Raw genomic sequence first — 18,700 nt, forward strand, 5'->3', positions numbered from 1 at the left:
GGCCGAAAGGGCTGGAGTGGCGGCAGGCTAAGCGGGCAAGGTGTAGGGGGGATTTCCTGAAGGTATCGGCCTTGATACAAAGTGTGTTTCAAGCTGCATAATTGGGAGAGGTAGAGCAAGTTTCCAGTTACAAGGGGCAAGTCACAGCCACTTGAAGCTTGCCGCTTGCTCCTTGCCTCTCTCTTCCCCCCTCAGTCCTTCGCGATCACATTCCCAGCATGCAACCCACATTCCTTCTGGGTAGCTTCTTCCCACCACCAGCGGCCTTCGCGCTCGTGTTGGCGCGGCAGCACCGGGCGGGTGCAGGGTTCGCAGCCGATGCTGATGAAGCCGCGTTCGTGCAAGCTGTTGAACGGCAGTTCGAGCATGCGGATGTACATCCACACCTCTTCGCTGGGCATTTGTGCCAGCGGGTTGAATTTGTACAGCGGGCGCTCGGGCGTGGAGAACGCGCCGTCGATTTCCACCGCGGCCACGTGGCTGCGGGTGCCCGGGCTCTGGTCGCGGCGCTGGCCGGTAGCCCAGGCGCGCACGCCGGCGAGCTTTTTGCGCAGCGGGGCGATCTTGCGGATGCCGCAGCATTCGCCGTGGCCGTCTTTATAGAAGCTGAACAGGCCTTTTTCCTTCACCAGGGCCTGCAGCGGCTCGGGCTCCGGGGAGAGTACGTCGATGCTGATGCCGTAGTGCTCGCGCACCTGGTCGATGAAACGGTAGGTTTCCGGGTGCAGGCGGCCGGTGTCGAGGCTGAACACCTTGACCTGCTTGTTCAGCTTGTAGGCCATGTCGACCAGCACCACGTCTTCGGCGCCGCTGAACGACACCCACAGCTCATCGCCGAAGTGCTCGAACGCCAGCTTGAGGATGTCTTGCGGGCTTTTGTTTGCATACGCCGCCGCGGTCTCGGCAACATCGAAAGGATGGTTCATCAGGCGGGTTCCTAATCAGGTTGGCGCTTAGGCGCTCGAATGGCCAAATGGTAACAAAAAGTCACGGCGCCGGGTGCGCCAGCGCCTCCAGCAGCACCCGCACCTTGTAGTAAGACTCCTCGAACTCCGCCTCGCAGGTTGAGTCGGCCACCACTGCGCCGCCACCCCAGCAGTGCACGCGGCCGTGCTTGACCAGCAGCGTGCGGATGGCGATGGAGCTGTCCATTTCGCCGCGTACGTCGAGGTACAGCAGCGAGCCGCAGTAGATGGCGCGCTGGGTCGGCTCGACCTCATCGATGATCTGCATGGCCCGCACTTTGGGCGCGCCAGTGATCGAGCCGCCGGGGAAACTGCCGGCGAGCAGCTCGAGGGCGTCGCGGCCGGGCGCCAGCTCGCCGCGCACGCAACTGACCATATGGTGCACGTTCGGGTAGCTTTCGAGGGCGAACAGCTCCGGTACCTGCACGCTGCCGATGCGGCAGTTGCGGCCCAGGTCGTTGCGCAGCAGGTCGACGATCATCAGGTTTTCCGCCCGGTCCTTGGGGCTGGCGAGCAATTCGGCGGCGTTGGCGCGGTCTTGCTCGGCGCTCGCGCCGCGCGGGCGGGTGCCTTTGATCGGGCGGGTTTCGACCTGGCCGCCGTGCACGGCGATGAACCGCTCTGGCGACAGGCTGAGCAGGGTGCTGCCATCGGCCAGCGGCATGTAGGCCGAGAACGGCACCGGGCAAGCCTGGCGCAACTGCCGGTAGGCGGCCCAGGGCTCGCCTTCGCAGTGGCCGCTGAAGCGCCGGGTGAGGTTGATCTGGTAGCAATCGCCAGCCGCCAGGTAGGCCTGCACCTGGTCGAAGGCCTGGCGGTACTGCGCGGCGTCGATATCGCTGGCCATCGGTGCCAACAGGCGGAACGCGGCGTTGCTGGGCGCCGCCTCGGCGGTGAACAGCGCGCGCAGGCGCTCGCCCTCGGCCGCCGGCAGGCTGGGGTGCAGCATCAGTTGGCTGGTGCGCGCCTGGTGGTCAGTGATCAGCGCCCAGGCATACAGCCCGAGGGTGGCCTGGGGCAGTTGCAGGTCATCGTGGTTGGGCTGCGGCAGCGGCGCCAGGCGGCGGCCGAAGTCGTAGGCCAGGTAGCCGATCAGGCCGCCGGCGAAGGGCAGCGCGCAGCCGCCGGGCAGTTGTGCCTCGCCCAGCTCGGCCAACGCCTGCCGGGCCCGTTGCAGGAACGCCGCGCCCGCCTCGCCGGTGGCGGGCTGCAGCACGGCCCGTGGCCAGGCGCTGAGCAGATCGAAGCGGCCTCGCTCGGCGGCCGGGCGGCCGCTGTCGAGCAATACCGCGCCCGGGGCGTGGCGGATGGCTTGGAAATACTGGGCCGGGTCGGGCCGGTAGGGCAGGGGCAGCAGGGTACACACAGGCATGGCGGCGGGAGAAGCACTCAGGGGCTGACGTGGCCGAACAGGGTTTGGGTGAATCGTACCCGTTCTTCAGGCGTTTGGCTGGTGCCGTGTTGCGCCAGTTCCAGCAGGTGCCGCTCCACCGCTTCGGTGCGATGGGTCAGCCCGCAGTCGTTGGCGATCTGGATGTTCAGCCCGGGGCGGGCGTTCAGCTCGAGGATCAACGGGCCTTGGGCTTCATCCAGCACCATGTCGACGCCGATGTAACCCAGCCCGCACAGCTCGTAGCAGCCGGCCGCCAGTTGCATGAAGCCGTCCCAGTAGGGCAGTTGCACGCCATCGACGGCATGGGTGGTGTCGGGGTGCTTGCGGATGATCTTGTTCAGCCAGGTGCCGCGCAGCGTGACCCCGGTGCTGAGGTCGACACCCACGCCGATGGCGCCCTGGTGCAGGTTGGCCTTGCCGCCGGATTGCCGCGTGGGCAGGCGCAGCATGGCCATGATCGGGTAGCCCATCAGCACGATGATGCGGATGTCGGGCACCCCTTCGTAGCTGATGGCGCGGAAGATCGGGTCGGGCTTGACCCGGTATTCGATCAGCGCGCGGTCGCGGTGGCCGCCCAGGGAGTACAGCCCGGTGAGGATGCTCGAGATCTGGTGTTCGAGGTCGGCGCGGCTGACCAACCGCCCCGACACGGTGCGGTAGTGCTCCTCGAAGCGGTCGGCGATCACCAGGATGCCATCGCCGCCGGCGCCCTGGGCCGGCTTGATCACGAAATCGTCGCGCCCGCCAATCAGCTCATCGAGCCGGCTGATCTGTTTTTCGGTGCTGATCACCCCATACAGCTCGGGCACCCGCAGGCCGGCGGCGAGGGCGCGCTCCTTGGTGATGATCTTGTCGTCGACCAGCGGGTACAGGCGGCGGTCGTTGTACTTGAGCACGTAGTCGGCGTTGCGCCGGTTGATGCCCATGATGCCGCGGGCGCTGAGGGCCTTCCAGGTGTTCCAGAAGCCGAACATTACAGGTCGGCCTCGCGGTCCTTGAGGAAGGCCTTGAAGCGCACCAGTTCGCTCAGGCGGTAGCCGCGGTACCTGCCCATCGCCAGCATGAAACCGACCAGGATCAGCAGGATGGCCGGGAAGGTGAACACGAAGTAGACCATTTCCGGCACGGTCATGATGATGTGCGCCAGCGAGGCGGCGAACAGCGTGCCGATCGCCACCTTCATGGCATGGCCGGCGCCGCGCTCCTCCCAGGTGATCGACAGCCGCTCGATGGTCATGGTGAGGATCACCATCGGGAACAGCGCCACCGACAGCCCGCGCTCCAGCCCTAGCTTGTGGCTGAACAGGCTGATGGCGGCGATCATCACCACCACGAAGGTCAGCACAACAGACAAGCGCGGCAGCATTTGCAGCTTCAGGTGCTCGAGGTAGGAGCGCAGCGACAGGCCCAGCGCGGTGATCAGGCTGAACAGCACGATGCCGTAACCCAGCTGGGTTTCGCGGAAGGCCAGGGCGATCAGCACCGGGGTGAAGGTGCCGAGGGTTTGCAGGCCGATCAGGTTGCGCAAGATGAGGATCACCAGCACGCCGATCGGGATCATCACCATGATCATGAAGGTTTGCTGGGTTTGCAGCGGCAGGCTGTACAGCGAGTATTCGAGAAAATCCGCGTCGGTGTTGGCGTCGGTCAGCTTGGCCAGGCGGATGGCGTTCATCTCGCTGTTGTTGAGGGTGAAGGTCACCAGCGACTTGCGCCCGCCCTCCACGCTGATCAGGTTGTCATCGCCCGTCCACCAGATCAGCCGGTCGGCCGGCAGGCCCTGCTCGCCGGTTTCCGGGTTGAAGTACAGCCAGTCGCTGCCATTGAAGCTGCGCAGCCACAACTCGGGGGTTTGCGGCACTTCGGCGGCCAGGCGCAGGGTGTGCACGCGCTCGATCGGCACGTGGGCGACCGACAGCAGCAGGTCGACCACCCGCGCCTTGTGCGCCGGCGAGGCGTCGCCGCCGAGCAGCAGCTTGACGTTGTCGTCGGTGGTGGTGTTCACCCGCTTGATGGTCTCGCCGATGAAGGTCTCGACATCCGCCGAATGCTGGCGGATGGGGGCCAGCAGCGCGTCGGCGGCGATTTTCTCCGGGCCTTCGAGCACCACCGAGTCGCGGAAGATCGGCCCCTTGGCCTTGGTTTTTTCCGTGCTGTAGCGTTTGGTCAGCACCAGCCGGTAGTACAGCGTCTGGTTGCCGCTGGCGCGCCGGGCCGACCAGGTAACCTTGCGGTTGCCGTCGATGCGGTTGACGTTCACCCCGTAGTTGTTGGAGATGAAGCTCTCGTTGAGGCTCACGTAGTCGCGGGTCAGTGGCGGCACGAACATCTGCACCTTGACCGGGGTGCTGGGGCTGGCGACGAATTCGATCTTGGCGTCGATGTTCCACAGGTCGTCGGTTTCATCCTCGCTGACCGGGATGCCGAGCACGAAGATCTGGTAGCCGGTGATGCCCGCGCCGAGCAGCACCAGTACGGTGATGAGGATCTTCAGGTGAAGGTTCAGCGAGCGCATTGTTATTACTCTGACGTGGGCGCGGTATTGGCGCAGGCGGGTTTGCCGGCGCTGTACTTCACGCTGGGATCGACCATGGCGTTGAACCGTTTCAGCCCTTCGGCGCCGATCAGCAGCGGGTATTGGAATGCGCTACGGTCGGTCAAGTTCACCTCCAGGGTGCGTTGCACGTTGCCCATGCACACGTTCAGCGCCACCACCGGCCGCGCGGTGTAGGCCTCGCCTTGGCGCGGGTCGTAATCGCCGGCGCGGCGCTTGATGCGGCTGACCCGCGCCAGTGGGCGTTCGATGGGGTGGGAGTGGGCGTTGTCGATCGCCAGGTAAAAGCGTACCCAGGGTTGCCCATCGCGCTTGAAACGCTGGATGTCTCGGGCGCTGAGCGAGGCGGTGACCGCGCCGGTGTCGAGCTTGGCGGCCACTTCGAGGTCGATGTCGAGCCGGGCGTACTCGTTGAGGCCATACACCACCTTGCCCTGGGCCAGGCTCAGGCCAGGTAGCCACAGCAGGCCAAGCAGGGGGAGGAGGGTGGCGTAGTTCATGAGTCCTTGGAGGCGGCAGGCTGCCCGTCAATGGGCGGCGGATTCTAACATGATGGTTTTATGGCGCCAGCGCGGGCGGCCCGCTGGGGGCCGCCACGTGGCGAATGGCGGTTTGGCCGGTTTTTGACGGTTTTGTTCCCATTGCCCGGCGTTCGCCTTATTTGAACCGCCGTTCGACGCCCATATCGGCGAGAATCCGTGTAGAAATCTCCTCCACGGAAAAGTGTGTCGAATTGATATTCGGAATGTTCTCGCGGCGGAACAGGTTCTCCACCTCGCGCACCTCGAAGTCGCACTGGGCGAAGCTCGAATAGCGGCTGTTGGGCTTGCGCTCGTGGCGGATGGCGGTCAGGCGGTCGGCGTCGATGGTCAGGCCGAACAGCTTCTGCCGGTGCGCCTTTAGCGCGTTGGGCAGTTGCAGGCGTTCCATGTCGTCTTCGGTGAGCGGGTAGTTGGCGGCGCGGATGCCGAACTGCATGGCCATGTACAGGCACGTCGGGGTTTTGCCGCAGCGCGACACGCCGACCAGGATGATGTCGGCCTTGTCGTAGTAGTGGGTGCGGGCGCCGTCGTCGTTGTCGAGGGCGAAGTTGACCGCCTCGATGCGCTCCATGTAGTTGGAGTTGCGCGCGATCGAGTGGGACTTGCCCACCGAGTACGAGGAATGGTCGCCCAGCTCCTGCTCCAGTGGCGCGAGGAAGGTGGAGAAGATGTCGATCATGAAGCCGTTGGAGGTGGCCAGGATGTCGCGGATGTCGCGGTTGACGATGGTGTCGAAGATGATCGGGCGGACCCCGTCGCGCTCTGCCGCGGCGTTGACCTGGGCGACCATGGTGCGCGCCTTGTCGATGCTGTCTATATACGGCCGGGTGAACTTGTTGAAGGTAATGTTTTCAAATTGTGCCAGCAGGCTCTGGCCCAAAGTTTCGGCGGTGATGCCGGTACCGTCGGAAATGAAGAAGGCTGAACGTTTCATCTGCGTAGGGGGCCTGTAGCGGCTGATTGTTTGCGGCTATGATACGCCCGTTTCGCCGGTAGCCGGTGCCCTTCTCACAATAACAGAGGGCACGCTATCCCGATGCCAGGAGGCATTCGTTGCCTCTTCTGGCCCTGAGTTGTTCCAACCCCGTCAGTGGAGAGATCACCTTGGTAGAGTACGTAGTTTCCCTCGATAAGCTCGGCGTCCATGATGTAGAGCACGTGGGGGGCAAGAACGCATCCCTGGGCGAGATGATCAGCAACCTTGCCGGCGCTGGCGTGTCGGTGCCCGGGGGCTTTGCCACCACCGCCCAGGCCTACCGCGACTTCCTCGAGCAGAGCGGCCTGAACGATCGCATCCACGCTGCCCTCGATGCGCTGGACGTCGACGACGTGGTCGCGCTGGCCAAAACTGGCGCGCAAATCCGCCAGTGGGTGATGGAAGCCGAATTCCCCGAACAGCTCAACAGCGAGATCCGCCAGCACTTCGCCGAGCTCTCCAAGGGCAACCCGGACGTCGCCGTGGCGGTGCGCTCCTCGGCCACCGCCGAGGACCTGCCGGATGCCTCGTTCGCCGGCCAGCAGGAAACCTTCCTGAACATCCGTGGCGTCGACAACGTGATCCGCGCCGCCAAGGAGGTGTTCGCCTCGCTGTTCAACGACCGCGCGATTTCCTACCGCGTGCACCAGGGCTTCGACCACAAGCTGGTGGCGTTGTCGGCCGGCGTGCAGCGCATGGTCCGTTCGGAAACCGGCGCCGCCGGGGTGATGTTCACCCTCGACACCGAATCGGGCTTCCGCGACGTGGTGTTCATCACCTCGTCCTATGGCCTGGGCGAAACCGTGGTGCAGGGCGCGGTCAACCCGGACGAATTCTACGTGCACAAGGCCACCCTGCAGGCCGGGCGCCCGGCCGTGCTGCGCCGCAACCTGGGCAGCAAGGCGATCAAGATGATCTACGGCGACGAGGCCAAGGCCGGCCGTTCGGTGAAAACCGTCGACGTCGAGCCCGCCGAGCGCGCGCGCTTCAGCTTGACCGACGGCGAGGTCAGCGAGCTGGCCAAGCAGGCGCTGATCATCGAAAAACACTACGGCCGGCCGATGGACATCGAGTGGGCCAAGGACGGCGACGACGGCCAGCTGTATATCGTCCAGGCGCGCCCGGAAACCGTTAAAAGCCGCGCCAACGCCAACGTGATGGAGCGCTACCTGCTCAAGGAAAAGGGCAAGGTGCTGGTCGAGGGCCGTGCCATTGGCCAGCGCATCGGCGCCGGCAAGGTGCGGGTGATCCACGACGTCAGCGAAATGGACAAAGTCCAGCCCGGCGACGTGCTGGTGTCGGACATGACCGACCCGGACTGGGAGCCGGTGATGAAGCGCGCCAGCGCGATCGTCACCAACCGCGGCGGGCGTACCTGCCACGCGGCAATCATCGCCCGTGAGCTGGGCATCCCGGCGGTGGTGGGCTGCGGCAACGCCACCCAGTTGCTCAAGGACGGCCAGGGCGTGACCGTCAGCTGCGCCGAGGGCGACACCGGTTTCATCTTCGAAGGTGAACTGGGCTTCGACATCAAGCAGAACTCGGTCGATGCCATGCCCGACCTGCCGTTCAAGATCATGATGAACGTCGGCAACCCCGACCGCGCCTTCGACTTCGCCCAACTGCCGAACGCCGGCGTGGGCCTGGCGCGGCTCGAGTTCATCATCAACCGCATGATTGGCGTGCACCCCAAGGCGCTGCTCGGTTATGCCGACCTGCCGGCCGAGGTCAAAGACAGCGTCGACAAGCGCATCGCCGGCTACGCCGACCCGGTGGGCTTCTATGTCGAGAAACTGGTCGAAGGCATCAGCACCCTGGCCGCGGCGTTCTACCCGAAAAAAGTCATCGTGCGCCTGTCGGACTTCAAGTCCAACGAGTACGCCAACCTGATCGGCGGCAAGCTGTTCGAGCCGGAAGAAGAAAACCCGATGCTGGGCTTCCGCGGCGCCTCGCGTTACATCAGCGAGAGCTTCCGTGACTGCTTCGAGCTCGAATGCCGCGCGTTGAAGCGGGTGCGTGAAGTGATGGGGCTGGACAACGTCGAGATCATGGTGCCGTTCGTGCGCACCCTGGGCGAGGCCAGCCAGGTGGTCGAGCTGCTCGCCAGCAACGGCCTCAAGCGCGGCGAGAACGGCCTGAAGGTCATCATGATGTGCGAGTTGCCGTCCAACGCGCTGCTGGCCGATGAGTTCCTCGAGTTCTTCGACGGCTTCTCGATCGGCTCGAACGACCTGACCCAGCTCACCCTGGGCCTGGACCGCGATTCGGGTATCATCGCCCACCTGTTCGATGAGCGTAACCCGGCGGTCAAGAAGCTGCTGGCCAGCGCCATCGCCGCCTGCAACAAGGCCGGCAAGTACATCGGCATCTGCGGCCAGGGCCCTTCGGACCACCCGGACTTGGCCAAATGGCTGATGGAGCAGGGCATCGAAAGCGTGTCGCTGAACCCCGACACCGTGCTGGAAACCTGGTTCTTCCTCGCTGAAGGCCAGGCGTGAACCGTGCCCCGGGGCAACCCGGGGCGCACAGTTTTGACAGGGCGGGCCCACACACCCGCCCTTTTTCATGCAAGAGCACCATGCAGAGCAGTAGCCAATTGTTTCCCGTCGCCTTGATCAGCGCCGAACGCCGGGGCGACCTGAGCGAAGACGTGTACCTGATCAAGGCCAACAACAGCCTGGACTTCACCACCGAGCTGGCGGTCACCCGCCTTGGCCTGGCCGATCGCGCCGGGCCACCGGGCGCCGCGGTGGTGCTGGTGCATGGCAGTTTTTCCAACCGGCGCTTCTGGTATTCGCCCAAGGGCCAGGGCCTGGGGCCCTGGCTGGCGCGCGCCGGCTTCGACGTGTGGATCGCCGAAATGCGCGGCCACGGGCTGTCGCCGCGCAACCAGGGCTATGCCAGCAACCGCCTCGACGACTACGCCCGCTATGACCTGCCCGCCATTGGCGCGTTCGTCGCTGAAATGAACGGCCACCCGGCCTACTGGGTGGGCCACTCGATGGGCGGCACCACCCTGGCCATGGCCTTGGGCCTGGGCACGCTGGCAGGCGCCCGCGGCGTTGCGGTGTTCGGCAGCCAGGTCAGCCGGCGCTACGCCGGGCTGCGCCTGCCGCCACTGAACTGGGCGCTGCGCCGAGTGCTCAAGGGCTTCGGCCGGGTATCTGGGGCGCGGTTCAAGCGTGGCCCGGAGGATGAACCGGCCGGCATCGCCATCGAACTGCTGCGCTGGCAAAGCCTGCTCGGCCGCCCCGGCGCCTGGTGGGCGGGGCTGGCGCAGAGCCAGGCGCCGGTGTTGGTGGCCGCGGGCAGCGCCGATGAGCAAGACCCAGCCTGGGCCTGCCGCGCACTGTTCGAGCAACTGGGTGGCGAGCACAAGCAGTTCATCGAGCTGGGCCGGGCCCAGGGCCTGGCCCAGGATTTCGGCCATGTCGACATGCTCCACGGCCCCCAGGCCCAGGCCGAGGTATGGCCGTTGCTCGAACGCTGGTTGCGCCAGCCCGAGGCACCGCTGCTGCGCGAGGCGCCGGCGGCCCCTGGGGCGCCGATAAGCGGCTAAGCTGTTGCCTTCACCCGCCTTTTTGGAGCCTGCCATGCACTACAGCACCCCGGACCTGTGTGACGCCTACCCCGAGCACGTGCGCGTGCTCGAGCCGATGTTCAGCAACTTCGGTGGCCGCGATACCTTTGGCGGGCAGATCGTCACGGTCAAATGTTTCGAAGACAACTCGCGGGTCAAGGAGCAGGTCGAGCTGCCCGGCCAGGGCAAGGTGCTGGTGGTCGATGGCGGCGGTTCGCTGCGCTGCGCGCTGCTCGGCGACATGCTCGCCGAAAAAGCCGCGCACAACGGCTGGCAGGGCTTGGTGATCTACGGCTGCGTGCGCGACGTAGACGCCCTGGCGCAAACCGACCTGGGCGTGCAGGCGCTGGCCTCGCACCCGCTGCGCACCGAAAAACGCGGCCTGGGCGACCTCAACGTGGTACTCAACTTCGCTGGCGTCACCTTTCGCCCGGGCGAATTCATCTACGCCGACAACAATGGCGTTATCGTATCGGCGGTGGAACTCAGCCAGCCTGAATAAAAGGAAGCAGTGGTCAGGATGTTCGAAGACGAAAACGCCCCTTACGGCCTGGTGTACGCCCTGGTCCTCGATGGCCAGGGCGGTGCCCGCGGGCTGCGCTACAGCGAACTGGCCAGCCTGCAATTGGCCCCCGAGCAAAGCCTGTGGTTGCACTGGGACCGCAGCCACCCCGAAGCCCAGGCCTGGTTGCGCCGTGACAGCGGCCTGAACGAGTTCGTTTGCGACCTGCTGCTGGAAGAAAACACCCGGCCGCGGCTGGTGCCGCTGCCAGAGTCGGAACTGCTGCTGTTCTTGCGCGGGGTCAACCTCAACCCCGGTGCCCAGCCTGAAGACATGGTCTCGGTGCGCATCTACGCCCAGGCCCAACGGGTGGTGTCGCTGCGCTTGCGGCAACTGCGCGCCACCGACGAAATGATCGCCCTGCTGATGGCCGGCAAAGGCCCGCGCACCGCCTCGGAGCTGGTGCTGTACATCGCCCAGCGCCTGACCGAGCGGGTGCAAGAGCTGGTCACCGGCCTGACCGAAACCCTCGACAGCGAAGAAGACCGCATCGACGCCGACGAATGCTACGAGCCCGAGCACGGCAGCCTGCTGCAGTTGCGCCGGCGCGCCGCCGGGCTGCGGCGCTTCCTCGCGCCGCAGCGCGACATCTATGGCCAGTTGGCGCGCATTCGCCTGCCGTGGTTCGTCGAAGACGACGGCGACTACTGGAACGAACTCAACAACAGCCTGACCCGCCAGCTCGAAGAGTTGGAACTGTCGCGTGAGCGCGTGGCGCTGTTGCTCGAGGCCGAAGACCGCCGCCTGGGCGAGCGCATGAACCGCACCATGTACCGCTTCGGGGTGATCACCGGGATTTTCTTGCCGATGACCTTCCTCACTGGCCTGCTCGGGATCAACGTCGGCGGCATTCCGGGCTCCTCCAGCCCCTATGGCTTTTTTGCCACCTGCGCCTTGCTGTTGCTGCTGGCGGCGGGGCAGTGGTGGATGTTCCGCCGGTTGCGCTGGCTGTAGCGGCGATGAAACTTCGCTCAGCCCATGTGACCTGCCGGCGGCCGGCCTCGTCTCCCGTTGACCTTTAACGAGGAGTGCCACAATGCACGATCCGTTCGAACAATCGCTGCGCGACATGCTCAATGCGCCTGGCAACCAGCAAGACCACGGCAAGCGCCTGGGCCGCGTGCTGAAAACCGCCAACCGGCAGGTGGGCGCCACCGACCTGTTCGGCCTGATGGGGCGTTGCCTGAAGGCCTGCATGATCGCCGTGAACAATGGCTCGGCCCATGTGGCCCCCGTTTCCCGTCGTACCGACCGCGCCAAAGGCGCGGATAAGGCTGATTGAACATGGAACTCGATCTCTGGACGCAAAGCCTGGTGACGGCAATGACCGCGCTGTGGACCAAAATCGCCCAATTCATCCCCAACCTGCTCGCCGCGCTGGTGGTGATCCTGCTGGGCTTCGTGGTAGCCAAGCTGCTCGATGCGCTGCTCTCGCGGCTGCTCGCCAAGGTCGGCCTGGACCGCCTGATGGCCGGCACCGGGCTGACCAAATTGATGAGCCGCGGCGGCATTCGCGTGCCGATCTCGGCGCTGGTGGGCAAGATCGTCTACTGGTTCGTGCTGCTGGTGTTCCTGGTCTCGGCCGCTGAGTCGCTGGGCATGACCCGCGTGTCGGCCACCCTCGACGTGCTCGCGCTGTACCTGCCGAAGGTGTTCGGTGGTGCGCTGGTGCTGCTGGTGGGCGTGCTGCTGGCGCAACTGGTCAACGGCATCGTGCGCGGCGCCGCCGAAGGGGTAGGGCTCGATTATTCCGCCAGCCTCGGGCGTATCGCCCAGTGGCTGGTGATCATCATCAGTATTTCGGTTGCGATCAGCCAGCTCGAGATCAAGACCGACCTGCTCAACCACGTGATCGTGATCGTGCTGGTGACCATCGGCCTGGCCGTGGCGCTGGCGCTGGGCCTGGGCAGCCGGGATCTCGCTGGGCAGATCATCGCCGGCATCTATGTGCGCGAGCTGTTCGAGGTGGGCCAGCACGTGAGCCTGGACGGCGTCGAGGGCCACATCGAGGAAATCGGTACGGTCAAGACCACCCTGCTCAACGACGCGGGTGAGCTGGTATCGCTGGCGAACAAGCGTTTGCTCGAGCACAACGTGACTAGCCGCTGAGAGGGCAAATGCTGGTAGTATGCCGCCCCGAAAAATGCCCGCTGGCGCGGGCATTGGTGGATGTGAACCTGACCCGGCCCAACCCGACTTGACTAACGTGCCTGCGCCCCCTCAGCGATACGACCCGCGAGCGCTCTCCGACGAGGAGTTGGTGGCGCGGTCGCATGACGAATTGTTTCATGTAACGCGCGCGTACGAAGAGCTGATGCGGCGCTATCAGCGCACCCTCTTCAACGTCTGCGCGCGGTACCTGGGGAACGATAGGGATGCTGACGATGTCTGTCAGGAGGTGATGTTGAAGGTGCTGTACGGCCTGAAGAACTTCGAGGGTAAATCGAAGTTCAAGACCTGGCTCTACAGCATCACCTACAACGAATGCATCACGCAGTATAGGAAGGAACGGCGCAAGCGCCGCCTGATGGACGCCCTGAGCCTCGACCCGATCGAGGAGGCATCCGAGGAGAAGGCGCCGAAGCCGGAGGAGCGAGGAGGACTTGACCGCTGGTTGGTGTATGTCAACCCGATCGACCGTGAAATTCTCGTGCTGCGCTTTGTCGCGGAGCTGGAGTTTCAGGAGATCGCTGACATCATGCACATGGGGTTGAGCGCTACCAAAATGCGATACAAACGTGCCCTGGACAAGCTGCGAGATAAATTCGCAGACATGTCTGAAACTTAAAACGGCACGGCTATCTCTAACGGGCGTCAAGTTCTGCTAGAATTGACGCCGAGTTGCCCCTCCAACGCATTTGGGTAGGGGCCGCTTAACAATCACCATATGGGGATTTAACGGATGAAATTGAAAAACACCTTGGGCCTGGCCATTGGCTCTCTTGTTGCCGCAACCTCGTTCGGCGTATTGGCACAGGGCCAAGGCGCAGTCGAGGGTGAGCTGTTCACCAAGAAGTACTACACCGACAGCTCGCGCGACCTGGACAACGGCAACCTGTACGGCGGTTCGGTCGGTTACTTCCTGACCGACGACGTCGAGCTGCGCCTGGGTTACGACGGCATCCACAACATGCGTTCGAACAACGGTACCGGCAACCAGAAGATCCACGGTGGCGACGCCGCGATCGACGCCCTGTACCACTTCGGTACGCCTGGCGTTGGCCTGCGCCCGTATGTTTCGGCTGGCTTCTCCCAGCAGAGCATCAGCAACGTGCAAGCTAACGGCCACAGCGGTCGTGACCACTCCACCTTCTTCAACGCAGGTGCCGGTGCCAAGTACTACTTCACCGAAAACCTGTACGCCCGTGCTGGCGTAGAAGCCATGTACAACATCGATCGCGGCGAAACCGAATGGGCGCCGAGCGTAGGTGTTGGCGTGAACTTCGGTGGCGGCACCAAGAAGGTCGCTGCTGCTCCTGCCCCGGCTCCGGTCGCTGACGTCTGCTCCGACGCCGACCAAGACGGCGTGTGCGACAACGTCGACAAGTGCCCGAACACCCCGGCCAACACCCCGGTTGACGCTGATGGCTGCCCAGCCGTCGCTCAAACCGTTCGCGTTGAGCTGGACGTCAAGTTCGACTTCGACAAAGCTGTGGTCAAGCCCAACAGCTACGCCGACATCAAGAACCTGGCTGACTTCATGAAGCAGTACCCACAAACCTCCACCACCGTGGAAGGTCACACTGACTCCGTGGGTACCGACGCTTACAACCAGAAGCTGTCCGAAAAACGTGCCGCTGCTGTTCGTAACGTGCTGGTCAACCAGTACGGCGTTCAAGGCAGCCGCGTGAATTCGGTTGGCTACGGTGAGTCCAAGCCGGTTGCTGACAACGCCACCGAAGCCGGTCGCGCTGTTAACCGTCGCGTAGAAGCTGAAGTAGAAGCCCAAGCCAAGTAATTGGTAAGCGCTTGAAAAAACCCGGCCTCGGCCGGGTTTTTTCGTTGTTGGGTTGCGTGGGTGCCCTTCAAGCAACCCCCTTTCTAACCCCCTCCCACAGCCCATTCAGATACACCGCGCCCAGCGCCCGGTCGTACAGGCCATAGCCCGGCTTCCCCTGCTCACCCCAGATCATTCGCCCATGGTCCGGCCGGTAATACCCCTCGAAGCCCACCTCCACATAGGCCTTGACGATTTCGCCCATGTCCAGCGAGCCGTCTTCGGAGCGGTGCGCGGTTTCGTGGAAATCCCCAGCGGCGTTGACCTTCACGTTGCGCAAATGGGCGAAGTGAATGCGCCCCTGGGCGCCGAACTCGCGCACCAGCGCCGGCACGTCGTTGCCCAGGTCGGCGCCGAGCGAGCCGGAGCACAGCGTCAGGCCGTTGGCCGGGTCATCGACCATGGCCAGGATGGTGGCCAGGTCCTGGCGGTTCTTCACCACCCGCGGCAGGCCGAAGATCGGCCGGGGTGGGTCGTCCGGGTGCAGCGCCATGCGCAGCCCCACCTCGCGCGCCACCGGGATGATCCGCTGGAGAAAGTACTCGAGGTTGGCCCGCAGCGCGTGCTCGTCCACGCCCTGGTAGGCCTGCAGCAGCTCGCGCAGCGCCTCGGGGGCGTAGCTCATGTCCCAGCCGGGCAGGTGGATGCCCTGGTCGGGCCGCACCTCGGCGGCCAGGCGGGCGTCGAAGGCGAGGGTGGTCGAGCCGTCTGGCAGCACTTTGGCCAGTTCGGTGCGGGTCCAGTCGAACACCGGCATGAAGTTGTAGCACACCACCTTCACCCCGCATTGGGCCAGGTGGCGCAGGGTTTGCCCGTAGTGCTCGATCAACTGGTCGCGCTCGGCGCCGCCGAGCTTGATCGCCTCGTGCACTGGCACGCTCTCGATCACCTCCATGGCCAGCCCATGGGCCTCGACCTTGGCCTTGAGCGCCTGGATGTGCGCCAGTGGCCACACCTCGCCAACCGGAATGTCGTAGATCGCCGTGACCACGCCGGTCATGCCGGGGATCTGGCGGATGTAGCCGAGCGGGACGGGGTCGGTGTCGCCGAACCAGCGGAAGGTCATCTTCATCGGGGTGGGCCTTTTGTTGTTATGGGTGCCCAGCAGTATAGATTGGTCAGTCCAGTTGCGCGGGCGAACCGCCACTGAGCGATGAAAGGCCGGCTATTTTACGGGCGTTTCTTTGCGCTATTGCCCTGGCGGCACTAGGCTCTGACCTAGCCCAAGAGAAGAGGTCAGGCCAATCTGACCGCTTGCGGTAGTCACATCGAGTCTTGCGCATAACAATAACGACGGAGAACTCGCCATGCAGAAGAAGGGTCGTTGGCTCGTCATCTTCCTGTGCTTCCTCGCAGTAGCCATCAACTACATCGACCGCGCCAACCTGGCTGTGGCCGCCCCCTACATCCAAAAAGAACTGAACTTGAACGCCGGTGAAATGGGCCTGCTGCTGAGCGGGTTTTTCTGGACCTACGCCTTGATGCAAATGCCCTTTGGCTGGTTCGTCGACCGCGTGGGCGCGCGCGTGGCCTTGCCGCTGGCGGTGGGCTGGTGGTCGCTGTTCACCGCGGTCACCGCCGCGGCCCACAGCATGCTCGCGCTGTTTGGTTGCCGGCTGTTGTTGGGGATTGGCGAGGCGGGCGCCTACCCCTCGTGCGCCAAGGTGGTCAGCCAGTGGTTCGACGTGAAAGAGCGCGCCTTTGCCACGTCGATTTTCGACAGTGGCTCGCGGGTCGGCTCGGCGCTGTCGATCCCGGTGGTGGCGCTGATCATCGAGCACTGGGGCTGGCGCGCCTCGTTCGTGATCACCGGGGTGGTCGGGGTGGTGTGGATCCTCGGCTGGATGATGATCTACCGCGAACCCGCCGCGGTCGCCGAGCGCGACCAGCGTGAGGCGGCCGCCGGGCAACCGGCGCTGGCCCCGGCCTACCCCAAGGTGCGCTGGGCGCAGCTGTTTCGCTACCGCACCCTGTGGGGGATGATGCTGGGGTTCTTCTGCCTGAACTTCGTCATCTACTTCTTCATCACCTGGTTCCCCACCTACCTGGTGCAGGAGCGCGGCTTTTCACTGAAATCGCTCGGCACCCTGGGGACCTTGCCGGCGATCTTCTCGATCGCCGGCGGCTGGGTCGGCGGGCTCACCTGCGACGCCCTCTACCGGCGCGGCTGGAGCCTGACCAAGGCACGCAAGACCTGCATCGTCGGCGGCATGCTGACCAGTTCGTGCATCGCGTTGTCGGCGTTCACCGAGAACACCTACATGATGCTCGCGCTGTTCGCCCTGGCCTACGCCAGCCTGGCCTTCGCCGCCGCCGGCATCTGGAGCCTGCCGGCCGACGTGGCGCCGACCCCGGCCCACGTGGCCTCGATCGGCGGCATTCAGAACTTCGCCTCGAACCTGGCCGGGATCTTCATCACCACCTTCACCGGGCTGATGCTGATGCTGGGTAATGGCTCGTTCGCCGCGCCGTTGATGACCGCCGGCGGTTTCGCCGTGCTTGGGGCGTTCAGCTACCTGTTCATCGTCGGCAAGATCGAGCCGCTGCCGCCGCTGCCGGAGAAGGGCAGCGCTGAAGTGGCGGCGAGTGCTCGGGGCGCAAGCTAAAAGGACGAACGGCGTGCGCGGCGTCAGATTTCACGGGCGCCGCGTGCTGGCTGTGGGAGAATTGGCGGTTATTGTCCGCCGCTCAATTGGTCCTGCTCGTGCCGTCCACCCTGCCTTTCAATTCGTTTTGCCAAGCCATTGCCCAAGCCCTGTGTGACGACGGCGTGGCCTGTGACGCCGTGCGCCTGCGCCACGGTGTGCATGCCACGCTCAAGGCCATGGGCCTGTATGGGCGCACCGAGCCGTTGCCGGCGCCGGCGTTGTTGATCCAGCCGTTTCTGGAGCGCTGGGTGCCGCTGCTCGAAAGCGAACTGGGCCTGACCAGCGATGGCCAGCAGGACGAAGTGCGCTTTCGCGACATGCCCGCGCTCAACGCGCGCTTGGCCCAGCTGCGCCAGGCGGCGCCGCGCAAGGCGGTACGCATGGAGCTCGACCTGCCGAGTTTTTGCGAAGGCCTGAGCCAGGCCCTGGCCGCCGATGGCGTGCAAGTGCCGGCGCGCTGGGTCGAAAGCACTTGGCTGGCGGTGGTCGGCGCCGAGCACGGCGAGGCCCAGGGCCTGCGCCGTGAAGACGGCCGCTGGAAGCTCGAACTGGGCACCCTGGCCCAGCACTACCCGGCCTGGTTGATGCGCCTGGCGGCGGTGCTGGGCGTGGCCGGGCAGCCGGCCGGCTGGCTGCATGCCTGGCCCCACGCCCAAGCCAAGCTCGAGCAACTCGAACAGGTGCTGCACACCCAGTTGGAACTGGCCGGCGGCAAGGTCGGCGGTTTTCGCGGCTGGGTCGGCCAGGCGATCGCCGCCGCCGCCGCCGGCGAGCCCGCCGAGCAGGTCAATGCCCGCGTGCACCGCGCCCGTTTTGGCCTGCGCGCGGTCCAGTGAAGCGCCGCCGCGGGGCTTCTGCTATGCTCCGCGGCCGTTTGCCTAGCCCCCTGAGTGTGTGCGCCCGATGAAGCCCCAGTTGCTCGAACTCATCACCCTGATCAGCTCCGGCTGCCTGCCCGCCGAGGCCATCGAGCGGATTGCCAGCGAGGCCCACGAGGCCCGCGAGGGCGCCGACGCGTTCCTGGCCGCCAACCCCGACATCAACTACGACGCCAGCTTCCCGTTCCCATTGTGGCAGTGGGTGGTGGTCGGCAGCCTGCCCGACACGGTGTTCTTCCAGGCCGACACCTACTCGGAACTGTTCGAGCAGATCAGCGCCTCGTTCGGCGCCCAGGTCGACATCCACCTCAAGCCCAAGCAACTGGCGCGCACCGAGCCGCTGGCCGCGCTCAACCGCATCCAGACCCAACTCTCGGCCCTGAGCAAGGACCTCGGCGGCTACGTGCTGGTGGATTTCGCCGCGCCGCTGGATTTCGACCTGCAGGCAGTGCTGGTCTTTGGCCAGGACCTGCCGCGGGTGCTCGAGCTGTGCGAGGCGCTGGGCATCGCCGCCGCGCCGTCGCTCGAAGCCCTGCGGGTGGCGCTGCACCAGTAGGGAACCGAGGCGGCCCGGGGGCACCTAACAGGTACCGACAACCGCAAGG

At 65.1% G+C, this 18,700-nt stretch carries 18 protein-coding genes; 11 read left to right on the forward strand and 7 right to left on the reverse strand.

The genetic code is table 11. The annotated features are described in order from the left end of the window. Positions 1 to 191: 191 nt before the first annotated feature. The 6 genes from ACFZCE_RS13720 to ACFZCE_RS13745 all read right to left on the reverse strand — a co-directional run bounded on the left by ACFZCE_RS13720 (position 192) and on the right by ACFZCE_RS13745 (position 6,388). Entirely contained in the window at positions 192 to 926 is a 735-nt protein-coding gene (locus tag ACFZCE_RS13720; RefSeq protein WP_390939765.1) for a phosphoadenylyl-sulfate reductase, read from the reverse strand. Positions 927 to 987: 61 nt separating this feature from the next. Next, a complete protein-coding gene (gene pabB / locus ACFZCE_RS13725; protein WP_390939767.1) occupies positions 988 to 2,337 on the reverse strand; it encodes an aminodeoxychorismate synthase component I in 1,350 nt (449 codons plus the stop codon). A 17-nt stretch (positions 2,338 to 2,354) separates the two neighbouring features. Then, complete coding sequence (locus ACFZCE_RS13730; protein ID WP_390939769.1) at positions 2,355 to 3,332, reverse strand: alpha-L-glutamate ligase-like protein; 978 nt, start codon at positions 3,330 to 3,332, stop codon at positions 2,355 to 2,357. Then, complete coding sequence (locus tag ACFZCE_RS13735) at positions 3,332 to 4,873, reverse strand: UUP1 family membrane protein (RefSeq protein ID WP_390939771.1); 1,542 nt, start codon at positions 4,871 to 4,873, stop codon at positions 3,332 to 3,334. The genes ACFZCE_RS13730 and ACFZCE_RS13735 overlap by 1 nt, the downstream gene beginning before the upstream one ends. A 5-nt stretch (positions 4,874 to 4,878) precedes the next feature. After that, positions 4,879 to 5,412: a RimK/LysX family protein gene (locus tag ACFZCE_RS13740; protein WP_390939773.1), complete on the reverse strand. Its 534-nt coding sequence runs from the start codon at positions 5,410 to 5,412 to the stop codon at positions 4,879 to 4,881. 157 nt (positions 5,413 to 5,569) lie between these two features. Then, the gene (locus tag ACFZCE_RS13745; RefSeq protein ID WP_390939775.1) at positions 5,570 to 6,388 is read right to left on the reverse strand and encodes a pyruvate, phosphate dikinase/phosphoenolpyruvate synthase regulator; all 819 of its coding nucleotides are present in this window, start codon (positions 6,386 to 6,388) and stop codon (positions 5,570 to 5,572) included. Between the two features lie 170 nt (positions 6,389 to 6,558). On the opposite strand from ACFZCE_RS13745, the gene ppsA reads away from it, so the two are divergent. The 8 genes from ppsA to ACFZCE_RS13785 all read left to right on the forward strand — a co-directional run bounded on the left by ppsA (position 6,559) and on the right by ACFZCE_RS13785 (position 14,530). After that, on the forward strand, positions 6,559 to 8,928 hold the full coding sequence (gene ppsA / locus ACFZCE_RS13750) for a phosphoenolpyruvate synthase (protein ID WP_390939777.1): 2,370 nt from the start codon (positions 6,559 to 6,561) through the stop codon (positions 8,926 to 8,928). 80 nt (positions 8,929 to 9,008) lie between these two features. After that, positions 9,009 to 9,989 carry an alpha/beta fold hydrolase gene (locus tag ACFZCE_RS13755; protein ID WP_390939779.1) on the forward strand — a complete coding sequence of 327 codons (981 nt, stop codon included), beginning with the start codon at positions 9,009 to 9,011 and terminating at the stop codon, positions 9,987 to 9,989. Between the two features lie 34 nt (positions 9,990 to 10,023). Beyond that, positions 10,024 to 10,512, forward strand: coding sequence for a ribonuclease E activity regulator RraA (gene rraA / locus ACFZCE_RS13760; RefSeq protein WP_390939781.1), 489 nt, complete (start codon positions 10,024 to 10,026; stop codon positions 10,510 to 10,512). Positions 10,513 to 10,530: 18 nt separating this feature from the next. Then, entirely contained in the window at positions 10,531 to 11,526 is a 996-nt protein-coding gene (locus ACFZCE_RS13765) for a CorA family divalent cation transporter (RefSeq protein ID WP_390939783.1), read from the forward strand. 82 nt (positions 11,527 to 11,608) lie between these two features. Beyond that, positions 11,609 to 11,854 carry a CrfX protein gene (locus ACFZCE_RS13770; RefSeq protein WP_390939785.1) on the forward strand — a complete coding sequence of 82 codons (246 nt, stop codon included), beginning with the start codon at positions 11,609 to 11,611 and terminating at the stop codon, positions 11,852 to 11,854. Between the two features lie 2 nt (positions 11,855 to 11,856). Beyond that, positions 11,857 to 12,681 (forward strand): mechanosensitive ion channel domain-containing protein, encoded by an 825-nt coding sequence (locus ACFZCE_RS13775; RefSeq protein WP_390939787.1) that lies wholly within the window; start codon positions 11,857 to 11,859, stop codon positions 12,679 to 12,681. Between the two features lie 34 nt (positions 12,682 to 12,715). Next, positions 12,716 to 13,360, forward strand: a complete 645-nt coding sequence (gene sigX / locus ACFZCE_RS13780; protein ID WP_390939983.1) for an RNA polymerase sigma factor SigX — start codon at positions 12,716 to 12,718, stop codon at positions 13,358 to 13,360. A 114-nt stretch (positions 13,361 to 13,474) separates the two neighbouring features. Next, positions 13,475 to 14,530: an OmpA family protein gene (locus tag ACFZCE_RS13785; protein WP_390939789.1), complete on the forward strand. Its 1,056-nt coding sequence runs from the start codon at positions 13,475 to 13,477 to the stop codon at positions 14,528 to 14,530. A gap of 67 nt (positions 14,531 to 14,597) precedes the next feature. Here the strand turns inward: ACFZCE_RS13785 and uxuA are convergent, their stop codons facing one another. Then, positions 14,598 to 15,641: a mannonate dehydratase gene (uxuA, locus tag ACFZCE_RS13790; RefSeq protein ID WP_390939791.1), complete on the reverse strand. Its 1,044-nt coding sequence runs from the start codon at positions 15,639 to 15,641 to the stop codon at positions 14,598 to 14,600. A 235-nt stretch (positions 15,642 to 15,876) separates the two neighbouring features. Here uxuA and ACFZCE_RS13795 point away from each other — a divergent pair, with 235 nt between their 5' ends. The 3 genes from ACFZCE_RS13795 to ACFZCE_RS13805 all read left to right on the forward strand — a co-directional run bounded on the left by ACFZCE_RS13795 (position 15,877) and on the right by ACFZCE_RS13805 (position 18,651). Further along, positions 15,877 to 17,175 (forward strand): MFS transporter, encoded by a 1,299-nt coding sequence (locus ACFZCE_RS13795; RefSeq protein WP_390939793.1) that lies wholly within the window; start codon positions 15,877 to 15,879, stop codon positions 17,173 to 17,175. Positions 17,176 to 17,273: 98 nt separating this feature from the next. Continuing rightward, on the forward strand, positions 17,274 to 18,053 hold the full coding sequence (locus ACFZCE_RS13800) for a hypothetical protein (RefSeq protein ID WP_390939795.1): 780 nt from the start codon (positions 17,274 to 17,276) through the stop codon (positions 18,051 to 18,053). 67 nt (positions 18,054 to 18,120) lie between these two features. Beyond that, the gene (locus tag ACFZCE_RS13805; RefSeq protein WP_390939797.1) at positions 18,121 to 18,651 is read left to right on the forward strand and encodes a hypothetical protein; all 531 of its coding nucleotides are present in this window, start codon (positions 18,121 to 18,123) and stop codon (positions 18,649 to 18,651) included. Positions 18,652 to 18,700: the final 49 nt, after the last annotated feature.

The sequence above is a fragment of the Pseudomonas sp. NPDC007930 genome (assembly GCF_042958985.1).
In the GTDB taxonomy this organism is placed as follows: Bacteria; Pseudomonadota; Gammaproteobacteria; order Pseudomonadales; family Pseudomonadaceae; genus Aquipseudomonas.